We start from the raw sequence: 23,555 nt of genomic DNA on the forward strand, positions 1-23,555 counted from the left end.
GTCGAGAGGGGGAGGCTGCCGATGGACAAGCTAGGCCGAAGAAATACAATAACGGTCACATTTGATCAGGAGCACCAGCAAAAAAAGAAAAAACAGGAGAAAACCTCTGAAAGAAAGGCGAAAGCCATTATCCGCCCTCCTGAAGTGGAGGAGATTGGAAGCGGGGAGAGTCAGGAAGTACCTTTAGCTTCCCTAAGTGAATCCGGGAATACGGAAGAGATGTTCGAATGGAAACTTCCCCAGCAGGTGGAGGAAAGGGAGGACGGCAATAGTGGCGAGTCTATTTTTTCCCATTCATTGCAGAAAAAGAAAATCCAACGAAAAGGAAGGAATATCCAGCATTTCTTTATTGTCGTTGCCATTGCCGTCATGATTGGGGCGGGATTTACATATATTGCGCTGCAGACAATCTCCACCAACGGTAACGCCGCCAAGCCAATCGTAGCTCCTCTGCCAGAAGGAGCTGTAACGCAATCAGCAGGGGCGAAGACCATTACCATCTCCCCATTGGATATTTCCGTCGTCCAGGGGGATGTGTTCAGCGATAAAGAAAGAGCTGAAAAGTCACAGCAATTATTCAAGTCTAAAGAGATTCCTTCCATTGTATTTCATAATGAGGACAAGTATTACGTTTTGCTATTTGCTAGCGAAAATTTGGACCGAGCCAAAATGGTTGCTGGCGAATACCGGAAGAAAGGCATGGATTCCTATTGGAAGTCCTTTACGCTTGAGGCTCCGTCCGATAAAAAAATCAATCAGGCTGATGCGAAATTATTGGAAGCATCAAGGGCTTTATACAGGGAGCTGAATTCTTCCTCTACTTCCATGATGTTGGGGGAAAAGGCAGTAAATGAGGCGGCAGTGAAGGAGGCTTCAGCGAAATTAAAAGAGATTGAAGCTAAAAGGCAGAAGCCGTCTGATATGGGTGCGGCCCTTCTCAAGGCTGCTGAAGTAAACGATTCGGGTGATTCAGTGAAAAAGGCATTGAAGGTGCAGGGAGAGCTGCTCGATTTTTTGCTGGCATATCAGTCTTTTATCAAATGAAAGTGAAAAATCCCTACGGCATCCCTATGGCCTGAATGGGATTTTTTTGTGTAAGGAGAAACTTTTTATGCTGCCCATACGTCTGCATGAGTAGAGAAAAATTTGTCGAAAGCCTTATTGTGAACTCTGTAAAACTTTGGTACGATTAAGCTGTATCTCTCTTTTATATAATGCAAAGGTTCAGGTGACTTACATGAAATCATTATTATTAGCTTCTTCATCCCCCCGCAGAAAAGAACTTCTGGCTTTACTGGATCTTCCCTTCCGAACATTTTCCTCAGATATTGATGAAACGATCCAGCCCGGTACACCCCCCGAAGAAGCTGTTAAACAGCTTGCGTACAAAAAAGCTTTGGCAGCCAGCAGCGTATACCAGCAGTCAATTGTGATCGGCTGTGATACAATAGTTGTGCATAACGGGCAAATCCTCGGCAAACCTAAAGATCATAAGGATGCTTTCCGCACGCTATCCATGCTTTCAGGCCAAACGCATGCTGTCTATACGGGCGTGTGCATCATGACCAATGAAACCTATACTTGCTTTTATGAAAAAACAATGGTCACGTTTTGGAAACTGGACAGCCGTGATATTGAGGCTTACATCGACAGCGGCGAGCCTTTTGACAAGGCGGGGTCATATGGGATCCAAGGGAAGGCCGCATTGTTTGTCAAGGGCATACAAGGAGACTATTATAGTGTAGTCGGCCTGCCCGTTTCCCGCCTGGCTCGAGAATTATCAACATTTCGCTGAAAGTATTCGGCTAAAAGCCTTCCACCGTATACCATTGTATATAGGAAGGAAGATATTTTTGAGCGATACTATGATGATACGGGATTTCCCGCATAGTGAAAGGCCCCGTGAACGTTTCCTGAGAGAAGGGCCTGGCAGCCTTTCCAATCAAGAACTGATTGCTTTAATGATCAGGACAGGCACAAGGAATGAGTCGGTACTTCAATTGTCGGAACGATTAATAAGTACTTTTGACGGCTTACGGCTGCTTCAGGATGCGTCGATCGAGGAATTGACGAGTATAAAAGGGATGGGTGAGGCAAAAGCCATCCAATTATTGGCGGCAGTCGAAATAGGCAAAAGGATCTCGAATCTTTGTTATAAAGACCGATATGTCATTCGATCTCCTGAGGATTGTGCGAATTATTGCATGAATGATTTACGTTTCCTGTCGCAGGAACACTTTGTCTGCTTGTTTCTTAATACAAAAAACCAGGTGTTGCACAGGCAAACTGTTTTTATCGGCAGCCTGAATGCTTCCATAGTACATCCAAGAGAAGTATTCAAAGAAGCATTCAGGCGCTCGGCGGCATCTATAATCTGTGTCCATAACCATCCATCGGGAGATCCTACCCCGAGCAAGGAGGATATAGATGTCACTAAGAGATTAATAGAATGCGGAAAGCTGATCGGCATAGATATTTTGGACCATTTAATTATCGGCGAAAAAAAATATGTCAGTTTAAAAGAAAAAGGATATTTATGACACTATCATAATATTTGACGATGTAATATAATATTATTTATGATTTTTTAGTATAGTGTCGAAAATAATGAAAAACATACAGTGGTTTATACTAATGATTGTAAATCACTTTAACTTGAGCGAAGTTTAGAAAGGGAGATACACTCATGTTTGGAATTGGAACAAAAGATCTTGGAATAGATTTAGGTACAGCTAATACACTAGTATACGTTAAAGGAAAAGGCATCGTTGTAAGAGAGCCTTCTGTTGTAGCATTTCAAACGGACTCAAAACAAATTGTGGCAGTTGGTAATGATGCCCGCAATATGATCGGCCGTACACCTGGAAATGTCGTGGCTATGCGCCCGATGAAGGACGGAGTAATTGCGGATTATGAAACAACTGCAACAATGATGAAATATTATATGAACCAAGCGCAAAAGAAAGGCGTTTTCGCCAGAAATCCATACGTTATGGTATGTGTTCCATCTGGCATTACTGCTGTTGAGAAACGTGCTGTAATCGATGCGACCAGACAAGCGGGAGCTCGTGACGCTTATACGATTGAAGAGCCGTTTGCGGCTGCAATCGGTGCTGACCTTCCTGTTTGGGAACCTACAGGAAGCATGGTTGTCGATATTGGGGGCGGTACAACGGAAGTGGCCATCATTTCATTGGGCGGTATTGTAACAAGCCAATCAGTACGTGTGGCAGGAGATGAAATGGACGAGGCGATCGTCAACTATATCCGCAAAACATATAACTTGATGATCGGTGAGCGCACTGCAGAAGCTGTAAAAGTAGAAATCGGTTCAGCAGGCGATTTTGAAGGTATTGACAATATGGAAATCCGTGGTCGCGACCTATTGACTGGATTGCCGAAAACAATTGAAATCACTGCAGAAGAAATTTGCGAAGCCCTTCATGATACAGTGTATGCTATTGTTGATTCAGTGAAAAATACGTTGGAAAAGACACCGCCTGAATTGGCTGCTGATATCATGGACCGAGGCATTGTCCTTACTGGAGGCGGCGCATTGCTTCGCAATCTGGATAAAGTTATTTCAGATGAAACGAAAATGCCTGTTATCATTGCAGAAAATCCGCTTGATTGCGTAGCAATCGGAACCGGAAAAGCACTTGACCATATCCATGAATTCAGAAGTCGTGCAAAATTATAATAAATAAGACTTAAATCTCTTCACATTCTCCTGTATACTGGAGAATGTGAAGAGATTTATTATTCTTGTCTGACCTTTCGGCAAAAAATTTCCTAACTATTTTAAAAGTGTATTGAGGTGTAGTCATGCCACAGTTTTTTCTGAACAAAAAACTTATCGTGCTTCTTGTAAGTATCATCATTCTCGTGGCATTGATTGGCTTTTCTTTAAAGGATAAGAAAAATGTTAGTTGGCCAGAGCAATTCGTAAAAGATACAACCGGTTTTTTCCAGCAATTGTTTCATGCACCAACACAATTTATTGCCAATTCATTTGAGGATTTACGCAATCTGCAAAAAACATATGATGAGAATGAAAAGTTGAAGGCGCGCCTGGATGAATATGTCCAACTGAAAGGGCAGGTCCAGGAGCTTAAAAATGAGAACGAAGAATTGCGGGACAATTTGAAAATTGAAGATGATTTAAGGAAGTACACTCCGATTCGAGCAATCGTTATTGGAAGAAACCCTGACCGTTGGCAGGAAATTATCCAAATCAACAAGGGGACCCAGGATGGCGTTAAGAAAAATATGGCTGTCATTACGGCTAAAGGATTGATAGGGAAAGTGAAGACGACAACCCCTTTCCATTCTACAGTCCAGCTTGTGACGTCCATGGATCCAAAGAACCGAATCTCAGCTAAGATCCAAGTGGGTAAGAAGAATGCATACGGGTTTATTGAAGGATATGACAATAAGAAGAAACAATTATTGTTGAAAAAAATAGATACAGATATTAAGGTGAAAAAAGGATCTGTCGTCACGACGTCCGGATTGGCTGTATTCCCTGAAGATTTGCCAATCGGTACAGTCGAAAGTGTGAAGGTGGACCAATACGGCTTGACCCAAACAGCGTATGTGAAGCCTTTTGCTGATTTAGGTGAAATCGAGAATGTGATGGTTGTCCATCCTGCACTTGACAAAAAATTCGGCAAGGATAATTCGGATACGGAGGAGGACGGACTGTGAGAAAGCTTGCAATCCCATTAGTTGCCGTTCTCCTGTTTATATCGGAAAGCCTGTTCTCAAGTATCTTTTCTGGAGAAATAGTTCATGGCGATTGGATTTTTGTTCCTCGCTTCATCCTGATTTTCCTAGTGTTTTATGCTGTTTACGGCAAATATTGGCCTGCACTGTGGTATGGAATGGTAATGGGGCTGATTTATGATATAACTTATACGGAAATCTTAGGGATTTACCTATTTATGTTTCCGATCGTTACTTATCTTATTTCCAAGGTAATGAAAATATTGCAAAATAACATCATAATCGTTTCAATCATGTCTTTGGTTGCTATTGTTATACTGGAATTCATTGTGTACGGCTTTAATTTGATTTTGGGCTTCACCGATATTTCAGTCCAGGACTTTCTGACGATTCGACTCCTTCCGACATTGCTGCTTAATCTGGTGGTACTGGCCATTTTTGCTTACCCGCTCAGACGGCTTTTCCTTAAGTATGCAACCGAAGAAAATGGGGATTCAATCTTCAATAAATAGCGCTATAAGGGTGTTTTAAAGGATTATGCTTCATTAATGTAGAATATAGAATTGTTGAGGTGGATGTTCGTGATAAATAATAGAAACATGCAGAATGTTATGATTAAAGGCACGAAAGATGGACTGACCCTCCATCTTGATAATTCTAGTTCTTTTGAGGATATTATTGTTGAATTAAAAGAAAAACTGTCCAGTTCATACCGGATGCAAAAAGGCGATGAAAAATTAAGAGTCAATGTGCATACAGGTAACCGGCAATTTTCTGAAGAAGAGCAACAGCATCTGATATCCGTCATCGAGAACAACCATAAGCTTAAAGTTGAGAAAATTAATTCAAATGTCATTTCTCTTCAAGAAGCAAGCAATCTCTTAAATGAAAGTGAAATTAAATCTTTAGTCGGCATAATCCGGTCGGGGCAGGTTATAGAAGTGACCGGCGATCTTCTTCTCATAGGAGACGTTAACTCCGGCGGTGTAATCCGAGCGACAGGTAATATTTTTGTCGTAGGGACTATCAAGGGTAGAGCCCATGCGGGAAGCAAAGGGGACAAGCAGGCCGTTGTGGCGGCTGGCCGCATTGTGACTGCTCAAATTAGCATTGCCGACGTACATATCGCTACGGTTACAGCCGTGCCAGAAAAATCTTTGAATCTTCACTGCGCCTATTTGGACGACCATCAAGAGATGAAGTTTGAACAAGTTCGCACATTGAGGGATTTGAGACCTAATTTAACTAGATTAGAAGGGGGACTCTAATCGTGGGTGAAGCTATAGTCATTACATCAGGCAAAGGCGGCGTCGGAAAGACGACGACCTCTGCGAATCTAGGTATTGCCCTTGCTATACAAGGGAAAAAAGTGTGCTTGGTTGATACGGATATAGGATTGCGAAATCTGGATGTCATAATGGGTCTGGACCAACGCATCATTTATGACTTGGTCGATTTGATCAAGGGACGGTGCAAAATGCATCAGGCGCTTGTCAAGGACAAACGTTTCGATGATTTGCTCTTTCTTCTGCCGGCAGCCCAAATCACTGATAAAACAGTTATAACTCCGGAAGAAATGACCGAATTGATTCATACATTAAAGCAAGATTTCGATTATATCATTATTGATTGCCCGGCAGGCATCGAGCAAGGCTTTAAAAATGCCGTTGCGGGTGCAGATCATTCCATTGTGGTCACTACGCCCGAAACAGCTGCTGTCCGTGATGCAGATCGGGTTGTGGGACTTTTGCAGCAGCATTTGCCTGCCAAGAAACCGATGCTGGTCATCAATAGAATTCGCCCTCATATGATGAAGGACAAGGAAAACGTCGAAAGCCGTGACAACGGTGAACGGCTTGATATTGAGGGGATCACAAGATTTCTTGACCTGGAATTAATTGGCATCGTTGTGGATGACGATAATGTGATTAAAGCATCAAATCAAGGTAAACCGATTGCTTTGGATCCTAAAAATCCGGCTTCTATTGCTTACCGCAACATTGCCCGGAGGATTCTTGGAGAATCTGTTCCTTTGGAGAAAATGGAACAATCGCAGCCTGGCATGTTCAGCAGGCTGAAAAAAATATTTAGCGGTCGATAATTCAAAAAGAGCGTTCAGCATCATGCTGGACGCTCTTTTTTTCAATCAGATTTAATCGGTATAGATTGGACAAGGGGTTCATATAGTGTTAGTACCAATCTGTTTGAAAAAGGAGCATGTTTTGTATGATGACTGATGAAAGAAGGAGAGAAATTCATAAACGTATAAAGGAAATGAAAAAAGAGAGGGATAACCCGGATGATTTTACTCCGAAATCCTATTCCTCAACCTATTCTTCCTCCTATGAGCGGTCTGATGAAAGCCGTTTTCCCTTATTCCGTAAAGATCTATTTTTATTGAAAGTGCTTGGATCTGCACTTTTGTTCGCCGGTGTGGCGCTTATGTACAAATACCCCGTAGAAAAACTGGATACGGCAAGGGAAGTAGTGGCTTCAACATTTGAAAAAGAGATGCAATTTGCATTCGTAAAGGAATGGTATGAAGACACTTTCGGCAAGCCTATTGCTTTTTTGCCTTCCGACCAGAAACTAGGGAAAGGTGAAACGGAACTTGTCAATTCTTCCTATGCTATCCCGATTTCTGCCAGTATATCAGAGGATTTTAAACAGAATGGAGATGGCATTATTCTTGAAAGCGATAAAAATGTCGCGGTTGGAGCGATCGATAAAGGTTTAGTCCTTTTTGCAGGCAAGAAAGAAAAGACCGGCAACACTATTGTTATCCAGCATGCCGATCAGAGCGAATCCTGGTATGGAAACTTAAAAAGCTTGAATGTAAAGGAATATGATGAGGTTAAAAAAGGACAAAAAATTGGAATTGTCTCTGACGGAAAAGAAGAAGGAAAAGGAACTATGTTTTTCGCTTTGAAAAAAAATGAAGTATTTGTTGATCCGAGCCAGGTGATACCATTTGAGTAGATACATGCACGTATTGGGGAAGATTCAAATCCATCCTGTGACTTGGCTGGTGATGGGGATTGCTGTCCTGACTGCTCAATTCCAGCCGTTGACCATGTTGTTGCTCGTTGTCTTTTTTCATGAAATGGGACATGCATTAATGGCAGCCCATTATAAATGGAGGATCAAATCAATAACCATATTGCCATTTGGAGGCATGATGGAAACAGAAGAATATGGAAATAGATCTGTCAAAGAGGATATGCATGTCATTATTGCCGGCCCATTGCAGCATCTCTGGATGCTCGGTTTGGCCTATGCCCTTTTATGGTCAGGGGTTATTTCAGAAAATACGTTTATCGACTTCAGCTTTGTGAATGCTTCCATTTGCCTGTTTAATTTAATGCCTATTTGGCCGTTGGATGGCGGAAAACTTCTGTTCCTGTTTATGTCGCAACATACTACATTTTTGAAAAGCCACCAATGGGTCCTGAAGATTTCACTTATGTGTATCGGCCTACTGCTCCCGGCTATCATATGGTTTCACCAGTTTTCATTAAATATCATTATTATATGCTTGTTCCTTTTAGTATCAATCTGGATGGAGTGGAAGCAACGCCATTTTGTATTTATGCGTTTCCTTTTGGAACGTCATTATGGGAAACGGGATGAGTTGGTCAAATTAAAGCCGATTATGGTCGATAAAAATGAACCATTATATGCGATTCTTCAATATTTTCAAAGGGGCTGCAAGCATCCGGTAGTGGTCACAGATGGAGGGGAGGAAACAGGCTCTTTAGATGAAAATGAAATCCTTCATGCTTATTTTTCGGAAAAGCGCACAAAGGACAAGGTGGGCGACCTGTTATATTGTTATTAAGTATGGTATCCTTGCATGGGTTAGGCAGCTGCAAACGCCTACTCATAAGTACGATGGATACAATCAATTGGGTATTCAGTTCCATTGTATAGTGATGGATGGCAAATCTGCCATTACGATCATATTCAATGGTTCTTTTTTTTGCCGGTTTCATTAAGAGGCCAAATGAAAGCCTGAAAGGATAGTCTATCCTGAAAGAAGGTATGAAATGAAAACAATTTTAATTGATAGCATAGGCAGAGAAAAGCGTATAGCGGTCATGTCAGGGAATGAGCTGCTATCGTTTGATGTATGGAATGGCGTACAGAGCAGCCTTGTAGGCAATATTTATGCTGGACGCGTTGAAAAAATCGTGCCGGGAATGGATGCTGCATTTGTCCATTACGGTCCTTATAAAAATGGATTTCTCCATAAAGATGATATTGCTAAGCCTGGAGCTAAAGAAGGGCTGCCAATCAATAAACTTGTGACAGAAGGGGAAAAAATACTTATTCAAATCGTCCGTGATGAAAATGAACATAAAGGGGCAAGAGTAACGGGGCATATTGAAATCTCCACACCTGCACTCGTCTATATTGCAGGTGAGGGGTATGCAGCCGCCAGCAAAAAAATGGCTCCTGAAAAGCGTACAGCCTGGAAACGGTTGGCGGATAAGTATCGCCAAAAAGACGAAGGCATGCTCATTCGTACAGAAATGGAAGAGAAGGATGAAGCCTATTTTGTTGAACAATTGGCTGACTGCAGGGAAAGATACCAGCGATTATTGAAGAAAGCATCACTGGCTAAGCCACCGGAGCTTATTTTCGAAAAGAATCACATGCTGGATCTGCTCCTTGCAGAAATGAAAGCGGGAGATGGAGAGTGCGTGGTCGATGAGTTCGAGATGTTTCAGCAATTAAAGTCGCTGGCTCCCGACAGCTGGGAAATTATATTCCACCGCAAAGCTGAAAACCTATTCGCTGCACAGAATATCGAAAACCAAATTGAACGTTTGTATAAGAAAATCGTTTGGTTGGAGAATGGCCGATTTATCGTGATTGAGGAAGGCGAGGCCATGACGACCATCGATGTGAATACAGGCAAGTTCACAGGTAAACGAGATAAAGCGCAGACTATCCAAAGTACGAACCTCCTGGCTGTACGGGAATCACTTCGCCAAGTGAAGCTCCGCAATATAACCGGGATGATCTTAATAGATCTGATAAATGGCGGGAATCAGCAAGAAATCATCAGGGAAGTTGAGCGTATTGCCAAGCAGGACCGTACGCGTATACACATAATGGGGTTCACGGATCTGGGCATTCTCCAGCTTACCCGTAAAGTGACTTCGCCTTCATTGAGGGAACTGACAACGGAGGAATGCCCGGTATGCGGAGGCACCGGCAGGGTAGAAAGCAGCCAATCGGCGGCTTTCCGTCTTGAAAGAGAATTATATGGGCACCGTTATAAAGGGTACGGAATGATTGAAGTGGACCTTTCAGCAGATGTCAACCAATGGTTTTCGGGGGAAAATGCCATTTTTAAAGAGAGGCTTCAGCAAGAAACGGGAAGTGAATTGATCTTTACGCCCGTAGATTCAAAAATCCCTTATTTCCAGATCAAGCGGTTGTCTTAACTGGCATTTTCTAGAGTTGATGCTTTATGAGCATGGCGGAAATAGCAGAGAGATCCCATGCCTATTGCCGAAGCGGGAACTGGCGGTTGCCGACAGACAGTGCCTATAAATGGGTAAAGCTAGCGAAGCAGCCAATCCAATTTAGAAGAAATAAATGAATAACTAACATAAAGACGTTGACATTTTCCTTCAAAATATGATAACATTCATTTGTTATGTTTGTAGCGCACCGTGCTACAACCGCACGGATCAGGTTTTTAAGCAGTTGCCTCGGGGCAATTCACCTGTGATAGGCGAGTCTTAGTCATTATGAGGAGGTGCAAGTATGTACGCAATTATCGAAACTGGTGGAAAGCAAATCAAAGTAGCTGCTGGCGATGTAGTATACGTTGAAAAACTAAACGCTGCTGAAGGCGAAGCTGTTACATTTGATAAAGTTTTATTCGTAGGTGGAGACAATGTGAAAGTGGGCAGCCCACTAGTTGAAGGCGTTACTGTAACAGGTAAAGTTGAAAAACAAGGCCGTCAAAAGAAAATCACTGTTTTCAAATATAAAGCGAAGAAAAACTACCATAAGAAACAAGGTCACCGTCAACCATACACAAAAGTTGTTATTGAAGCAATCAATGCGTAAGGTTTGGCTATGATTACCGTTAAAATCGACTATACCCATGATGGAATGATTTCGTCATTCACCATGAGTGGTCATGCTGATTTTGCAAAACGTGGTCAGGATATTGTTTGTGCCGGAGCATCAGCCGTTTCATTCGGAACGGTCAACAGTATTTTGAGCTTGACAGATGTGAAGCCGATACTTGATACAAAAGGCAACGGAGGCTACCTTCATTGTGAAATCCCTGCTGATCTTTCAGCGGATTCGCAGGAAAAGGTGCAATTGCTTCTCGAAGCAATGCGTGTTTCCTTACAGACAATTGAAAGAGATTATGGAAAACATATAAAAGTAACCCTTAAAAAATAGGAGGTGGACTCTATGTTAAGATTAGATCTTCAGTTCTTCGCTTCTAAAAAGGGAGTAGGTTCTACAAAGAACGGACGTGACTCTCAAGCTAAACGCCTAGGCGCTAAAGCTGGCGACGGTGAAACTGTAACTGGTGGTTCAATCCTTTACCGCCAACGCGGTACAAAGATTTACCCAGGTGAAAACGTTGGCCGTGGTGGAGATGATACTCTATTTGCAAAAGTTGACGGAGTTGTTCGTTTCGAACGTTTCGGACGCGATCGCAAAAAAGTTAGCGTATACCCTGTAGCTCAAGAAGCTTAATGATCGATAAAGAAAGCTCTAACCTATTAGGTTAGGGTTTTCTTATTGTTATGGGGCTGCCGGAATCAGCGGGTGAATTTTGAAATCAGAAGTATTACTCGCCCATATGGCAGGTCCCCATCCCGCTCCTGTCCTTACATACCGGAACGCTTATGGAGTGCAGGCTGTCCCAAGGCAGTTGGTCTAAATGATGCCATACCGGTTGGAAAATAGATGGCGGCCGGTTTTATCGGACAGGCTGTAGGCCAAACCGTTCTTCCGCACTTAAGACCTCCTATAATAATCATTAACATTCATTTCTTTTCTGCTATACTAAACAATAGATGCATAAAGAGATACACACGTTGAAGGGAGAGCTGTCTTTCCCTCCGGCCGTCTAAATATACAAACAATAGATGCTGGCCGTATTAAACACCCTGACGCGGACAATGGCTAACGTTATAATGCGGGCTTCTCATCCTTAATAAGGATGGTGGCGTTGTTCACGGAAGGCAAAGGATATTGGGAGATTTTATTTATGGATAAAAAATGGGGTATCATTGAACTAGTTAGTTGTACGCGCCATGATTGGCTTAATAAAATCCAGCTCATCAAAGGGAATATTGAATTGGGCAAAATGGACAATGTAAAGGCCATCATTGATGAGTGTATCCGTGAATCAAAAAACGAGGCCCAGCTATCCCATTGCAATTTGCAAACAGTCGCTGAATGGCTGATCACAAGCAAATGGCTGGCAATGCCTTTTATCCTTGAGTATGAAGTATTGACAGCGGTGAAAGGTACAGAGTACATCGACCGGCGTATGCATCAGTGGCTGGTAGAGTTTGTGGAAGTACTCTCGTCTGAACTGGATATACTGGATGAAAACGAATTGCGGATCATGATTGGTGAAATAGATCAATCCTTACGATTTACCTTTGAATTGCAGGGTAAGATAAAAAGAATAGACATTATTTCCGACTTCCTGAATGGTTCAATGGAAGCGGAACGATTAACTGTAGAAAGATGTAACGAAGAAGAATTGGTCTTTCATATGGATTGGAATGGACAATAAAAAAGTCAGAAGCGCTATCAGCTAAAGACACAGACAATAGAGGAAGTGATTAGATGTTCGTCGATCAAACGAAAATTTATGTAAGAGGCGGAGACGGCGGTAATGGAATGGTTGCATTCCGCCGCGAGAAATATGTACCGAATGGCGGCCCTGCCGGCGGAGATGGCGGCAAGGGAGCTAATGTAGTGTTTGAAGTAGAAGAAGGCTTGCGTACGCTGGTGGATTTCCGCTATAAAAGGCATTTTAAAGCACCGCGCGGAGAGCATGGCATGTCAAAAGGCATGCATGGAAAGAACTCGGCAGACTTAATTGTTAAAGTTCCGCCGGGCACGGTCGTTAAGGATGAACAAACCGGCCAGATCATTGCCGATTTGACAGAACATGGCCAGCAGGCAATCATCGCAAAAGGCGGACGGGGAGGACGCGGCAATTCGCGTTTCGCTACTCCAGCCAATCCTGCACCAGAAATCGCAGAAAATGGTGAACCTGGCCAGGAACGCAACGTAATCCTTGAGTTGAAATTGCTTGCGGATGTCGGTCTTGTCGGATTCCCAAGTGTTGGGAAATCGACATTGTTATCCGTAGTGAGTGCAGCCAAGCCCAAAATTGCTGAATACCATTTTACAACTATTACACCAAATTTGGGTGTAGTGGAAACAGAAGATAACCGCAGTTTTGTCATGGCTGATTTACCTGGTCTGATAGAGGGCGCATCGGAAGGAATCGGCCTTGGGCATCAATTCCTTCGCCATATTGAAAGAACGCGTGTCATTGTCCATGTAATCGATATGTCAGGATTAGAAGGGCGCGATCCATATGAGGATTACGTGACAATCAATAACGAGCTGAAGGAATATAATCTTCGTTTGACGGAACGCCCGCAAATCATTGCAGCCAATAAAATGGATATGCCGGACTCTGAAGAAAACTTGAAAGCCTTTCAAGAAAAAATCGGGGACGAGCATCCAATTTACCCAATCTCCTCCTTTACAAGGGAAGGGGTGCGCGATTTATTGTTTAAAGTAGCCGATACGCTTGAAGATACTCCTGAATTCCCTCTCGAGCATGAAATGGAAGAAGAGAATGGCGTACACCGAGTCCTTTATAAATTTGAAAAAGATACCGAGGAATTCGAGATTACACGTGATTCCGACGGCACTTTTGTCGTGACGGGAGATAAGATCGAGCGCTTATTTGTAATGACAGACTTTAACCGTGATGCTTCAATCGCCCGATTTGCGCGCCAGCTGCGCTCATATGGCGTGGATGAAGCTCTTAGAAAGCGTGGAGCGAAAGACGGGGATATCGTTAAGATATTGGAATTCGAATTTGAATTTGTCGAGTAATTTTGTGGGGTGAATGCTGTGAAGAAGAGCGACCATAAATTTTATCTTGTCCGTGAAGATGTATTGCCGGAAGCAATGCAAAAAACCTTGGATGCGAAGGAATTGATCCAGCGTGGAAAAGCGGAGTCTGTCTGGGAAGCAGTCCAAAAAGTGGATTTGAGCAGAAGCGCTTTCTATAAATATAGAGATACGGTTTTTCCCTTCCATACGATTGTGAAGGAAAAGATTATCAGCCTTTTCTTTCATTTGGAAGACCGCTCTGGGACATTGTCCAATTTACTTCAGGTTGTGGCTGACTCGGGCTGTAATGTCCTGACAATCCACCAGACGATCCCCATTCAGGGCAGGGCAAATGTAACGATGTCATTGAATGTCAGCTCGATGAAAATCGATCTTGACGGATTATTGTCCAATCTGAAGAAAATGGAATTTATCGATAAGGTCGAAGTGCTTGGATCTGGAGCTTAAATACCGTATTTGCAAAGGCAGGCAACTTGTCGGAAGACTCAGTTGCCTGCCTTTTTGTATGGTTTTCGATGTGTATCTATTGGCAATGGAGAGGCTACCTTGTATAATACATAAATATTTAGAATATTTAAACGTACATTCAGCAAACAAAGATAGGACAACCAATTGATCAGAATAGAATATGTTTTAAATAATCTAACCTACAGCCATATATACATAAGGGAGCAGTGATGATAGTGAGAATCGTTTATTTAGGCCCAAAAGCAACTTTTAGCCATTTCACCGTAACGAAAGCATTTCCAGGGGATGAAGTGGTGCCTCTGATGACTATACCAGAGTGTTTGGATGCTGTATTGGAAGGTTCTGCAGAGGCTGCAGTTGTTCCTTTGGAAAATGCTTTGGAGGGCTCTGTAACGATTACGATTGATTATTTGGTCCATGAAGCAAAACTTCCCATACAAGGGGAAATTAATACGCCGATTCAACAGCATTTAATGGTGCATCCGCGCTGGGAAGAGGATTGGCGGAATGTCCATACGGTCATGTCTCATCCCCATGCAATCGCGCAATGCCACAAATTTCTACATAAAGAGCTAAAAGGCGTGCCCAGTGAGAATTATACTTCGACAGCGGGTGCGGCCCAATATGTGCAGAATCGCCCGGATGAAAAGCTTGCTGCCATTGCAAGTGAAGTGGCGGCTGAGGAATATGGCCTATCTATTGTAAGGCCAAATATCCAGGATTACTCACATAATATGACCCGGTTCATTGTAGTATCCAAAAACGGCATCCATTTTTCTGATGCCCAGGCTGTTGAAAAGGGAATGAAGACTACTTTGATGATTGAATTGCCCGAGGATCATGCAGGAGCATTGCATCAAGTCTTGTCTGCTTTTGCCTGGCGAAAATTGAATCTGTCTAAAATTGAATCACGGCCGATGAAAACAGGATTGGGAAATTATTTCTTCTTAGTGGATATTGAGATGGAATTGGATGAGGTACTTATTCCGGGAACGATCCAGGAGCTCGAGGCATTAGGGTGTAAAGTCACTATCCTTGGGAGCTACCGGAGTTTTGTGATTGAAGGTCTGAAATAAGAAAAAACGGTCTGTTTATGTGGGCATCTCCATAAACAGACCGTTTTTTTTTAATCGTTTTCTGTGATAAGAAAACCTGCATCCCGAAGGGCTTCTTCTGCTTCATCGAGGATTTTATCGGAATTTGCGGCAATGGTGTGCAAATGGATGCCATCTGTCAACTGTGATAAATAGGCCGCATTAGAATGAGTGATCCGTTCGATGAACTGCTTGACTTCTCTTCTGTTGCTGACCATGATGGAGGCGACAAGGTCGCCGTATACAGGATGTTCGATGCTGACATCTTTGACGAGTACGCCTGTATCGACAAGCAATTGCAGTTCTTTTTCCGTATCTCCGGGTGAATGGAAGCATGCGATTGTCCGTTCAACCTGATACGTTTCTTCTTGCTGCTGAAGGTATAGATAGCCTTGGGATGTGGCAATGATCGGTTCATTCATTGCTTTTAACAGGGTGATATCGCCGACGATTACCTGCCTGCTTACATTGGCCATTTTGGCAAGTTCTCCGCCTTTTACAGGTGATAAGCTGTTTTTCAGAATATGCATAATCTCCTTCCGCCGTTCTTCACCCAACAGTTTTGTTTCCTTTTTCATCGTCAATCTCCTATCTCTTTCTTGTGTGTTGTCTACGTTAAGTATGTACAATAGTCATCAGTGTGCGCATGAGCCCGGAACAATCTTCTAGAGTATGCTGTTTGCTCAGTGAAATACGTATAGAGCCCCTGGCTTCATCTTCATTCTTGCCAATGGCGAGCATTGCTTTTGATGGAGATTTGGAGCCGCTTTGGCATGCGCTGCCGGACGATATATAATACCCTCTTCGGTTTAATTCCATCATAACATATTGCCCTGCCAGATCAGAAGAAAACAGGCAGAGTATATGGGGAAGCTGCCTCTGTCCTTGAATCACTTCGAAAGCCGTGGAATGCCGGCAAATTGTTTGCTGGCAAAAGCTCCGGAGCCTTTGGACATGGGCACAATTTTCTTCCAATAAATCGTGGCTTTCTTGAACTGCCAAGGCAAAGGAATAGATGCCCGGAACATTGGCTGTTCCGGCTCTGTATCCAGATTCATGGGATATGCCTGTTCTTGCAGGGTGAATGGTGCGAGAGGAAGGCAGAATGAGCGCACCGACCCCTTTCGGACCATGCAATTTATGGCTTGAAACAGCTAGGCTGTCACCATATGCAGCTGCTTCCCTGCAAGAAATTTTGCCGAATGATTGTACACAATCGATATGAAGAAGGCAGTTGTTTTTCTTAGTAATGGCCGCGATTTGCTCTAATGGCTGGATGATCCCGATTTCTGAATTGGCATGTTGGATGACGGCCAACCCAGTTTTTTCATTCACTAGTTTTTGCAAATGGGTAAGATCCACTGAACCATCTTCATGGTGCCGAAGGAAATCAATTTGATATCCTTGGCTGGATAAATAGTCCAATTCCTGCAAGATGGAAGCGTGCTCAAGGCGTGACGCTATGATATGATTCTTTCCTTTATCTATATTTGAAAGCAGAGTCTGGATGGCCAACTGGTTGCTTTCACTGCCGCCGCTTGTGAATATGACCGATTTATCGGAAACATGGAAGGCTTTGGCTACCGTGCATCTGGACCAATCAAGCAAATCAGCAGCCCTGCTGCCTTCATCATGAAGAGAGCTTGCATTGCCGATTATACCGGCCGCTGCTTCAGCATAGCCTTTAATCGCCAAAGGTGACATGGGAGCCGTAGCTGCAAAATCGAAATAGCGCATAATTCGCCCTCCTGAATAAATAGATATGATAAGTCTATGAACCTTCTTTACACATGTCAAGACATGTAAGGCTGCTACCTATTATTATGAGTGTAAATACCTATTTCGGATAAAGTGTCTATAAAACTATTTTGCTATGAAATAAGTAAAAAGACTTATTACCTATCCTTTGAAATGGCCGTTTGAACCAAATTGCCTATTGTGTCACTGTTTCATAGCTTGAGAGATGTAAAAAACATAGATGCCTTAATCTGAAGTGCTTATCTCCCCCAGTTTCTGCATTAAAGCGAAGGTCTTATTTAATTTTTCCCAATAAGCACATGACAAATAGTGACCACTTTCGCCTTTTCTATTTGTGTAAGGTTGTTATAGCAACAGGAAAAACACCAAATGTACTTTTAATAAGGGGGGCTGTGTGTTGCCAGATTTCAGTTTTATAAAAATAAGTTTAGGAGGGAAATATGTTGAAAAAACGTACTAAAAAAATGACGTCTTTATTGGCTGTTTCTGTCTTGCTGCCAACCTTGTTTTTCCCTACAGGCTTGAATGCTCAGGCATCCAATTCGCTTCATTCCTCAGCAAAAACTTCTTTAGTGGATGTGAGCACTAAAAAGATCTCTCAAAAATTGCAGAAACAATTTCAGCAATCCGATCAAGTAACATTCCTTATTAAATTGAAAGATCAGGTAAATACCCAAAAGGTAGCCAATCTGGCGGCAGATAGTGCAAAAGAGAAAAATCTTTCTTCTTCACAGGCAAAGTTGATGAAACGTTCATCCATCGTTTCGAACCTGCGTGCAAAAGCTTTGGAAACGCAGTATCATTTGAACGATTATCTAACTAAGCAAGAAAAAATGGGGAAAGCAAAGGATATCCAATCATTTTACGTGGTGAATGCCATGGCAGTAACGGCGACAAAAGACGTTATGGAACAGATCGCTATTTTCCCTGAGGTTGAAAAAATCCTTCCTAATGAAAAAAGGCAATTGATACAGCCGGTGGCTACAGAAGCACCGTCGAAAGAGAAAGTACAATCTAAAAACAGCACGGCAGGCAGTTCTCTTCAAGGAGAAAAAGCAAAAACAACTGCAACAGAGTGGAATATCGATAAAGTCGGGGCGCCTCAAGTATGGAATATGGGCATTGATGGTTCCGGCACTGTCATTGCAAGTATTGATACAGGTGTGCAATGGGATCACCCGGCTCTGAAAGAAAAATACCGTGGATACAATCCTGCAAGCCCGAATACACCCAATAATGAATACAACTGGTTGGATGCGACAGCAGGCCGTGCAACGCCGTATGATGATTTGGGGCATGGAACGCACACCATCGGTACAATGGTCGGTTCAGAGCCGAATGGCAGCAATCAAATCGGGGTCGCTCCTGGAGCGAAGTTCATATCTGTAAAAGCATTTACGGATGATGGCGGAACAGATGCCGATATATTGGAAGCCGGTGAATGGGTCCTTGCACCGAAAGACAACTCTGGCAACCCTCATCCTGAAAAAGCGCCGGATGTAGTCAATAACTCTTGGGGAGGCGGTGCCGGGCTGGATGAATGGTTCCGTCCAATGGTTGAAACATGGAGAGCAGCGGAAATTTTCCCTGAATTCTCAGCTGGGAATACAACATTGACGAATCCGGGCGGACCGGGATCTGTAGCGAATCCAGCAAACTATCCTGAATCATTTGCGACCGGGGCAACTGATATCAACAATAAATTGGGAAGCTTCTCCTTGCAGGGGCCCTCTCCATATGGAGAACAAAAGCCGGAAATATCAGCTCCTGGCGTGAATATCCGTTCTTCTGTGCCGGGCGGCGCTTATGAAGGCGGATGGAACGGTACATCTATGGCAGGTCCGCACGTTTCAGCGGTAGTAGCTCTATTGAAGGAAGCAAACGCTGGACTGACGGTCGATCAAATTGAATCCATTTTGGAAGATACAGCAACACCATTGACTGACAGCACTTTCCCTAGTTCGCCGAACAACGGATACGGCCACGGCCTAGTGAATGCATTTGATGCTGTTTCAAGTGTCGTAAGCGGTATCGGAACAATTGAGGGTGTTGTAACGAAAGAAGGGGATGACCAAACAGCCCCTGGCATTTCGCATGAAGGCGTCTCTACTGCATACAAAGGCATGGATTTAACGTTGAAAGCGACTGCTACAGATGATGTATCTGTTACAACTGTTAAGGTGTCTTATAAGAAAGAGGATGGCTCTTGGGCAACAATCAATGCTGAAAGAGTCGACGGCGATTACAAATCTGGCACGTATTCGGCTACCATCCCTGCAGCAGATATAAAAGGTGAGCAGCTACAATACAAGTTTACTGCTACTGACTTCGGCGGCAATAACAAAGAAACATCTCTTTATACTGTTGCATTATTGCCAGGAATCACAGTCGGTTATGAGCAAAATTTTGAACAAGACGTGACTGGATGGACTTCATATGGTGACAATAACACTTGGGCATGGGGCAAACCTGAAAGCGGGCCGAAAGCGGCAGCCTCAGGGGAAAAAGTATATGCTACGAATTTGACCGGAACTTATTCGGCCAAAGCCAATATGAGCCTGCAAATGCCTCCAGTAGATTTACCTGAAGGAGCAAGCTACTTACAGTTCAAACAATGGTATGAATTAGAGAAAAACTATGATTTTGGCCATGTATTCGTTTCAACGGATGGATCCAATTGGACGCAAATGGCCCGTTATAACGATAAATCGAATGGCTGGATCAGCAGCGAAGTAGATCTTAGCGCATACGGGGGCCAACGGATTTATATTGCATTCAATATGACAAGTGATGGCTCTGTAAACAAGGCAGGATGGTACTTGGATGATGTGAAATTATCCAATACAGCCACCCAGCCGGCCCAAAAAGCAAAGTTGGGTGCAACAGTAGGAAAGGATTCACCTTCAGTGCAGGCTAAACCGAAAGTAGACCCTGATAAGATTAAGCCTTCTAAAGGTGCAAAACTAGACACGAAGCCAGGCGAAGGCGGTGCCGTTCCAGCATTGCTTCCTATCCAGGCACAGGTAAGTGTATTGGAAACAGGCAAGACCGTCTATACGAAACCGCAGGATGGAAGCTATAAATTATCACACGCTGCCGGAGATTATACGGTAAAGGCCGAAGCCTACGGATACCGCTCACAATCCCAGCCGGTCCATGTAACACAGGACGGGTCAGTATCTGCTAACTTCACTCTTCAGGAAATCCCTCAGGGAACAGTGTCCGGAACAGTGATCAATCAAGCAACCGGCCAACCGATTGAAGGAGCTACTGTTTTAGTAGTGGAAGATGCTGCTGTTCAGCCGGCATTGACTGACGCAACCGGCCACTATAGCCTAACAGCATATGAAGGAAGCTATACACTTAAGATTTTGGCCCCTTCTTTCTATAGTACGGAAGTAAAAGTAACTCTTAAGGGCGGAGATTCGCTCGAGAAGGATATTCAATTGAAGCCGTTCATCGGTACTCCAGGAGAAATCAAATATGATGACGGTACAGCAGAGAATGCACGTGCATTCAATCAGGCCGGCAATAGCTGGGCGGTAAGAATGTCACTTGCAGATGGCCAAAAGCAGGCAAACGTAACAGGAGCACAGTTCTTATTCTGGAATACCGAATGGCCGGTACCGGGCGGAACTGAATTCCAGGTGTCCATTTATGATGCGAGCGGTACGAATGGAAGCCCTGGCAAAAAGCTGGCAGGTCCGTTCGATGAAACAGCTTTAAGAGACGGCAACTGGACAAATATTGATTTAAGCGAGCATGGCATCATGGTTGAAGGCGATTTCTACGTTGTGTATACACAAACAAAAGCAAATCCTAATTCTCCAGGCCTTGCGACGGATGAAGATGGGCCGAACGCGAAGCGCAGCTGGCAGGGAGTGAGTGGAGCATGGTCGCAATCTCCGGCTGATGAGGGCAATTACATGATCCGTGCAACGGTAAACTATGAAGTGAAGAGCCCTGTCATTAACGTTCCGAAAAATGGCGAATTCACAAACAAACAAGAATTTACAGTGGAAGGAACCTCATCGCCGAAAATCGCCATCGACATTTTTAACGGCGATGAAAAAGTGGGCAGCACCGAATCGAATGAAGCCGGTGTATTCTCTAAAGCTATTACGCTTCATAAAGGTGAGAATGTATTGACCGCTAAAGCAAGAACTGCAAACGGTTCAACAGATGCTTCTCAACCAGTTACCATTACACTTGACCAAGATAAGCCTGAACTTACAATTACATCTCCTGAAGATGGTTCTAAAACAAATAAAGAAACGATCCATGTAACGGGAACAGTTGTAGACGACTATATTGATTTCGTCAAAGTCAACGGCCAAAAAACAGCTGTGGAAAACGGAAAGTTTGACCAACGCATTATGGTAGTTGAAGGAGCCAACGAAATTACAGTACTTGCTCAGGATAAAGCCGGAAACAAAACGAAAAAGACGGTTACAATCAACGCTAAATACACAGCTCCTGTCATTAGCGGTTTAGTGCCAGAAAACGATAAAGAATTGAAGAGCGGCGAATCTGTTAAAATTGAGTTTGACAGTGAGCCAGGATTGCAGGCGGACTTCCAAATCCTAATGCCTCTTACAAATGTGGGCGACGTAAACAATGCAATAGATCTTCCAATGAAAGAAACATCTGCCGGGCATTATGTCGGCTATTACACGGCTACTTCCAATGTAAAAGCGCCTGGAGCAGCCATTGAAGTGAAAGTGACAGATTCTAATGGAAATGTCACCACTCAAAGAGCTGCCGGCTTGCTTTACATTAACGCCAAGAAATAAAAGAATGCTTCGAAAGCAGGAACCTGTACCGCACAGGTTCCTGTTTTCTTTTTCTATGTATTCAGATAAAACCACTATTATTTACATAATGTTTCGGAAGTCGTAATATAATAGATGACTTTTAACTTTAACTGCTTTTGATTTTGCCTCCATCCATTATTAAGAAGTGGAAGGCGTTTCAAAAGGGACGGTTTAGGGAAAATGTAAATACATTAAAACGTTATCCAACATGTTCTTTGTCAATGGTAATGTAAGAAAGAAGGCTTTGGTGTGACAACTTGGAAAAAGAATTTGTATATTTGTTGGTTTGGATCCTTTTTGACTGCCGCTGGCATGAATCTGGTGATTCCTTTCCTGCCACTGTACATTTCCCAACTTGGTGAGCATTCCCATATCGAGGTCTGGTCAAGCTTTGCCTTTAGCAGCACGTTTTTGACTGCGGCCATTTTCTCTCCGATATGGGGTAAATTGGCGGATAAATACGGACGGAAAACGATGCTTTTGCGTGCAAGCCTTGGTATGGCCATTATTATGATTTTGATTGGTTTCGCACCAAATGTCTATTATTTGGTGGCACTCAGACTTGCCATGGGGGCTGTTTCCGGATTTATTCCAGCCGCTATTATACTGGTAGCCTCGCAAACTCCCTCGGACGTCAGTGGGAGAGCATTGGGGATTTTGTCTACAGGCGGAGTCGGCGGCACGTTGATCGGACCGGTCATCGGTGGATTGCTGGGCGACTTGATCGGTCTTAGGGAAGTATTTTGGATAACAGGGACTGTTTTGTTCATTACCTTCTTCCTGACTCTGTATATCCGTGAAGATTTTAATCCGGTCAAGAAAGAAACGTATGACAGCAAAGCTATTCCTGTCGACAATAAGATTCTCTTGAAAAAAATCGCCAATATCTTAATAACCACATTTATTTTGCAGGCTGCCATTTTATCGATCCAGCCTGTACTGACTCTATATGTGGAAGACCTTGCCGGCAATACATCTTATATTGCATTGCTTGCGGGCGTCGTAACTGCAGTCTCTGGGTTTTCGAATATTTTATCGGCTCCTTTCCTAGGGCGGATGAGCGATAAAGTAGGACCGCAGCGGGTGCTGCAGATATCATTGCTTTTCGTCGCTGTAATCCTTGGCATACACGCTTGGGCTAATTCTATATGGTTCTTGATCGTGCTGCGGTTCTTGCTTGGTTTCGGTCTCGGCGGATTATTGCCTGCCATCAATACCTACCTGAAAAAAATCATTCCTGAATCGGTAACGGGGCAAGCATACGGCTACAATCAGACTGCCCAGTATATGGGGAGTGTGGTCGGTCCATTATGGGGCGGCCAAGTGGCAAGTGCATTTGGAATCCCTTATGTCTTCATCGTTTCTGCCGCTTTACTGATTATCAATTCGGTTTGGGTGACAGTCAATCGCCGCAAAGTGTCCAACCAAACTCATCATGCATAAAAAATGCCTGCCGGTTTTCGGCAGGCATTTTTTAGTTTCTTGGATCCATAGATTACTATCAATCAGATATCGATTATTTTTTCTGATAAAAAAGGCT

Annotated in this window: 22 protein-coding genes and 1 other annotated feature; of the genes, 20 read left to right on the forward strand and 2 right to left on the reverse strand. The window is 43.4% G+C overall.

The genetic code is table 11. From position 1 onward, the window contains the following. Positions 1 to 21 precede the first annotated feature (21 nt). From ABC357_RS03435 to pheA, 18 genes are all read left to right on the forward strand, one after another. On the forward strand, positions 22 to 1,044 hold the full coding sequence (locus ABC357_RS03435) for a hypothetical protein (RefSeq protein ID WP_412886157.1): 1,023 nt from the start codon (positions 22 to 24) through the stop codon (positions 1,042 to 1,044). 193 nt (positions 1,045 to 1,237) lie between these two features. After that, entirely contained in the window at positions 1,238 to 1,795 is a 558-nt protein-coding gene (locus tag ABC357_RS03440) for a Maf family protein (protein WP_412886158.1), read from the forward strand. Positions 1,796 to 1,865: 70 nt separating this feature from the next. Further along, the gene (gene radC, locus ABC357_RS03445; RefSeq protein ID WP_412888562.1) at positions 1,866 to 2,540 is read left to right on the forward strand and encodes a RadC family protein; all 675 of its coding nucleotides are present in this window, start codon (positions 1,866 to 1,868) and stop codon (positions 2,538 to 2,540) included. A gap of 146 nt (positions 2,541 to 2,686) precedes the next feature. After that, positions 2,687 to 3,700: a rod shape-determining protein gene (locus ABC357_RS03450; RefSeq protein WP_412886159.1), complete on the forward strand. Its 1,014-nt coding sequence runs from the start codon at positions 2,687 to 2,689 to the stop codon at positions 3,698 to 3,700. Positions 3,701 to 3,825: 125 nt separating this feature from the next. Beyond that, positions 3,826 to 4,707 (forward strand): rod shape-determining protein MreC, encoded by an 882-nt coding sequence (mreC, locus tag ABC357_RS03455; RefSeq protein WP_412886160.1) that lies wholly within the window; start codon positions 3,826 to 3,828, stop codon positions 4,705 to 4,707. After that, on the forward strand, positions 4,704 to 5,237 hold the full coding sequence (gene mreD, locus ABC357_RS03460; RefSeq protein WP_412886161.1) for a rod shape-determining protein MreD: 534 nt from the start codon (positions 4,704 to 4,706) through the stop codon (positions 5,235 to 5,237). Before mreC ends, mreD begins: the two co-directional genes overlap by 4 nt. Positions 5,238 to 5,300: 63 nt before the next feature. Further along, positions 5,301 to 5,993 (forward strand): septum site-determining protein MinC, encoded by a 693-nt coding sequence (locus tag ABC357_RS03465; protein WP_412886162.1) that lies wholly within the window; start codon positions 5,301 to 5,303, stop codon positions 5,991 to 5,993. Positions 5,994 to 5,995: 2 nt separating this feature from the next. Next, positions 5,996 to 6,826 carry a septum site-determining protein MinD gene (gene minD, locus ABC357_RS03470; RefSeq protein ID WP_412886163.1) on the forward strand — a complete coding sequence of 277 codons (831 nt, stop codon included), beginning with the start codon at positions 5,996 to 5,998 and terminating at the stop codon, positions 6,824 to 6,826. A 125-nt stretch (positions 6,827 to 6,951) separates the two neighbouring features. Beyond that, positions 6,952 to 7,704 (forward strand): peptidoglycan DD-metalloendopeptidase family protein, encoded by a 753-nt coding sequence (locus ABC357_RS03475; RefSeq protein ID WP_412886164.1) that lies wholly within the window; start codon positions 6,952 to 6,954, stop codon positions 7,702 to 7,704. Next, complete coding sequence (locus tag ABC357_RS03480; protein ID WP_412886165.1) at positions 7,697 to 8,563, forward strand: M50 family metallopeptidase; 867 nt, start codon at positions 7,697 to 7,699, stop codon at positions 8,561 to 8,563. Before ABC357_RS03475 ends, ABC357_RS03480 begins: the two co-directional genes overlap by 8 nt. A gap of 208 nt (positions 8,564 to 8,771) precedes the next feature. Beyond that, positions 8,772 to 10,178, forward strand: a complete 1,407-nt coding sequence (locus ABC357_RS03485) for a ribonuclease E/G (protein WP_412886166.1) — start codon at positions 8,772 to 8,774, stop codon at positions 10,176 to 10,178. Between the two features lie 228 nt (positions 10,179 to 10,406). Then, positions 10,407 to 10,489, forward strand: a sequence feature (ribosomal protein L21 leader region). Positions 10,490 to 10,503: 14 nt separating this feature from the next. Further along, positions 10,504 to 10,812, forward strand: coding sequence for a 50S ribosomal protein L21 (rplU, locus tag ABC357_RS03490; RefSeq protein WP_050615913.1), 309 nt, complete (start codon positions 10,504 to 10,506; stop codon positions 10,810 to 10,812). A gap of 9 nt (positions 10,813 to 10,821) precedes the next feature. Continuing rightward, complete coding sequence (locus ABC357_RS03495; protein WP_412886167.1) at positions 10,822 to 11,157, forward strand: ribosomal-processing cysteine protease Prp; 336 nt, start codon at positions 10,822 to 10,824, stop codon at positions 11,155 to 11,157. 12 nt (positions 11,158 to 11,169) lie between these two features. Beyond that, positions 11,170 to 11,460 (forward strand): 50S ribosomal protein L27, encoded by a 291-nt coding sequence (gene rpmA, locus ABC357_RS03500; protein WP_050615911.1) that lies wholly within the window; start codon positions 11,170 to 11,172, stop codon positions 11,458 to 11,460. Between the two features lie 517 nt (positions 11,461 to 11,977). Then, positions 11,978 to 12,514, forward strand: coding sequence for a Spo0B C-terminal domain-containing protein (locus ABC357_RS03505; RefSeq protein WP_412886168.1), 537 nt, complete (start codon positions 11,978 to 11,980; stop codon positions 12,512 to 12,514). Positions 12,515 to 12,567: 53 nt separating this feature from the next. Further along, positions 12,568 to 13,860, forward strand: coding sequence for a GTPase ObgE (gene obgE / locus ABC357_RS03510; RefSeq protein ID WP_412886169.1), 1,293 nt, complete (start codon positions 12,568 to 12,570; stop codon positions 13,858 to 13,860). An 18-nt stretch (positions 13,861 to 13,878) separates the two neighbouring features. Next, positions 13,879 to 14,328 (forward strand): ACT domain-containing protein, encoded by a 450-nt coding sequence (locus ABC357_RS03515; protein ID WP_412886170.1) that lies wholly within the window; start codon positions 13,879 to 13,881, stop codon positions 14,326 to 14,328. A 233-nt stretch (positions 14,329 to 14,561) separates the two neighbouring features. Beyond that, positions 14,562 to 15,425 (forward strand): prephenate dehydratase, encoded by an 864-nt coding sequence (pheA, locus tag ABC357_RS03520; RefSeq protein ID WP_412888563.1) that lies wholly within the window; start codon positions 14,562 to 14,564, stop codon positions 15,423 to 15,425. Between the two features lie 50 nt (positions 15,426 to 15,475). Here pheA and ABC357_RS03525 read toward each other — a convergent pair whose 3' ends face one another. Then, positions 15,476 to 16,021, reverse strand: a complete 546-nt coding sequence (locus ABC357_RS03525) for a transcription repressor NadR (protein WP_412886171.1) — start codon at positions 16,019 to 16,021, stop codon at positions 15,476 to 15,478. A 37-nt stretch (positions 16,022 to 16,058) separates the two neighbouring features. Then, the gene (locus ABC357_RS03530) at positions 16,059 to 17,180 is read right to left on the reverse strand and encodes a cysteine desulfurase family protein (RefSeq protein WP_412886172.1); all 1,122 of its coding nucleotides are present in this window, start codon (positions 17,178 to 17,180) and stop codon (positions 16,059 to 16,061) included. A 461-nt stretch (positions 17,181 to 17,641) separates the two neighbouring features. Here ABC357_RS03530 and ABC357_RS03535 point away from each other — a divergent pair, with 461 nt between their 5' ends. Further along, positions 17,642 to 21,994 (forward strand): S8 family serine peptidase, encoded by a 4,353-nt coding sequence (locus ABC357_RS03535; protein WP_412886173.1) that lies wholly within the window; start codon positions 17,642 to 17,644, stop codon positions 21,992 to 21,994. Positions 21,995 to 22,264: 270 nt separating this feature from the next. Then, positions 22,265 to 23,458, forward strand: coding sequence for an MFS transporter (locus ABC357_RS03540; protein WP_412886174.1), 1,194 nt, complete (start codon positions 22,265 to 22,267; stop codon positions 23,456 to 23,458). The last annotated feature ends 97 nt before the right edge of the window (positions 23,459 to 23,555 follow it).

This window comes from Bacillus kalamii (assembly GCF_047238185.1).
GTDB lineage: Bacteria > Bacillota > Bacilli > Bacillales > DSM-1321 > Bacillus_AD.

Coding starts and splice junctions, on each gene's coding strand:
- ABC357_RS03530 (WP_412886172.1), bottom strand. CDS start 17,180: ATGCGCTATTTCGATTTTGCAGCTACGGCTCCCATGTCACCTTTGGCG.
- rpmA (WP_050615911.1), top strand. CDS start 11,170: ATGTTAAGATTAGATCTTCAGTTCTTCGCTTCTAAAAAGGGAGTAGGT.
- ABC357_RS03535 (WP_412886173.1), top strand. CDS start 17,642: ATGTTGAAAAAACGTACTAAAAAAATGACGTCTTTATTGGCTGTTTCT.
- radC (WP_412888562.1), top strand. CDS start 1,866: ATGATGATACGGGATTTCCCGCATAGTGAAAGGCCCCGTGAACGTTTC.
- ABC357_RS03435 (WP_412886157.1), top strand. CDS start 22: ATGGACAAGCTAGGCCGAAGAAATACAATAACGGTCACATTTGATCAG.
- ABC357_RS03475 (WP_412886164.1), top strand. CDS start 6,952: ATGATGACTGATGAAAGAAGGAGAGAAATTCATAAACGTATAAAGGAA.
- ABC357_RS03495 (WP_412886167.1), top strand. CDS start 10,822: ATGATTACCGTTAAAATCGACTATACCCATGATGGAATGATTTCGTCA.
- ABC357_RS03465 (WP_412886162.1), top strand. CDS start 5,301: ATGTTCGTGATAAATAATAGAAACATGCAGAATGTTATGATTAAAGGC.
- obgE (WP_412886169.1), top strand. CDS start 12,568: ATGTTCGTCGATCAAACGAAAATTTATGTAAGAGGCGGAGACGGCGGT.
- ABC357_RS03440 (WP_412886158.1), top strand. CDS start 1,238: ATGAAATCATTATTATTAGCTTCTTCATCCCCCCGCAGAAAAGAACTT.
- rplU (WP_050615913.1), top strand. CDS start 10,504: ATGTACGCAATTATCGAAACTGGTGGAAAGCAAATCAAAGTAGCTGCT.
- mreC (WP_412886160.1), top strand. CDS start 3,826: ATGCCACAGTTTTTTCTGAACAAAAAACTTATCGTGCTTCTTGTAAGT.
- ABC357_RS03505 (WP_412886168.1), top strand. CDS start 11,978: ATGGATAAAAAATGGGGTATCATTGAACTAGTTAGTTGTACGCGCCAT.
- ABC357_RS03450 (WP_412886159.1), top strand. CDS start 2,687: ATGTTTGGAATTGGAACAAAAGATCTTGGAATAGATTTAGGTACAGCT.
- ABC357_RS03485 (WP_412886166.1), top strand. CDS start 8,772: ATGAAAACAATTTTAATTGATAGCATAGGCAGAGAAAAGCGTATAGCG.
- ABC357_RS03525 (WP_412886171.1), bottom strand. CDS start 16,021: ATGAAAAAGGAAACAAAACTGTTGGGTGAAGAACGGCGGAAGGAGATT.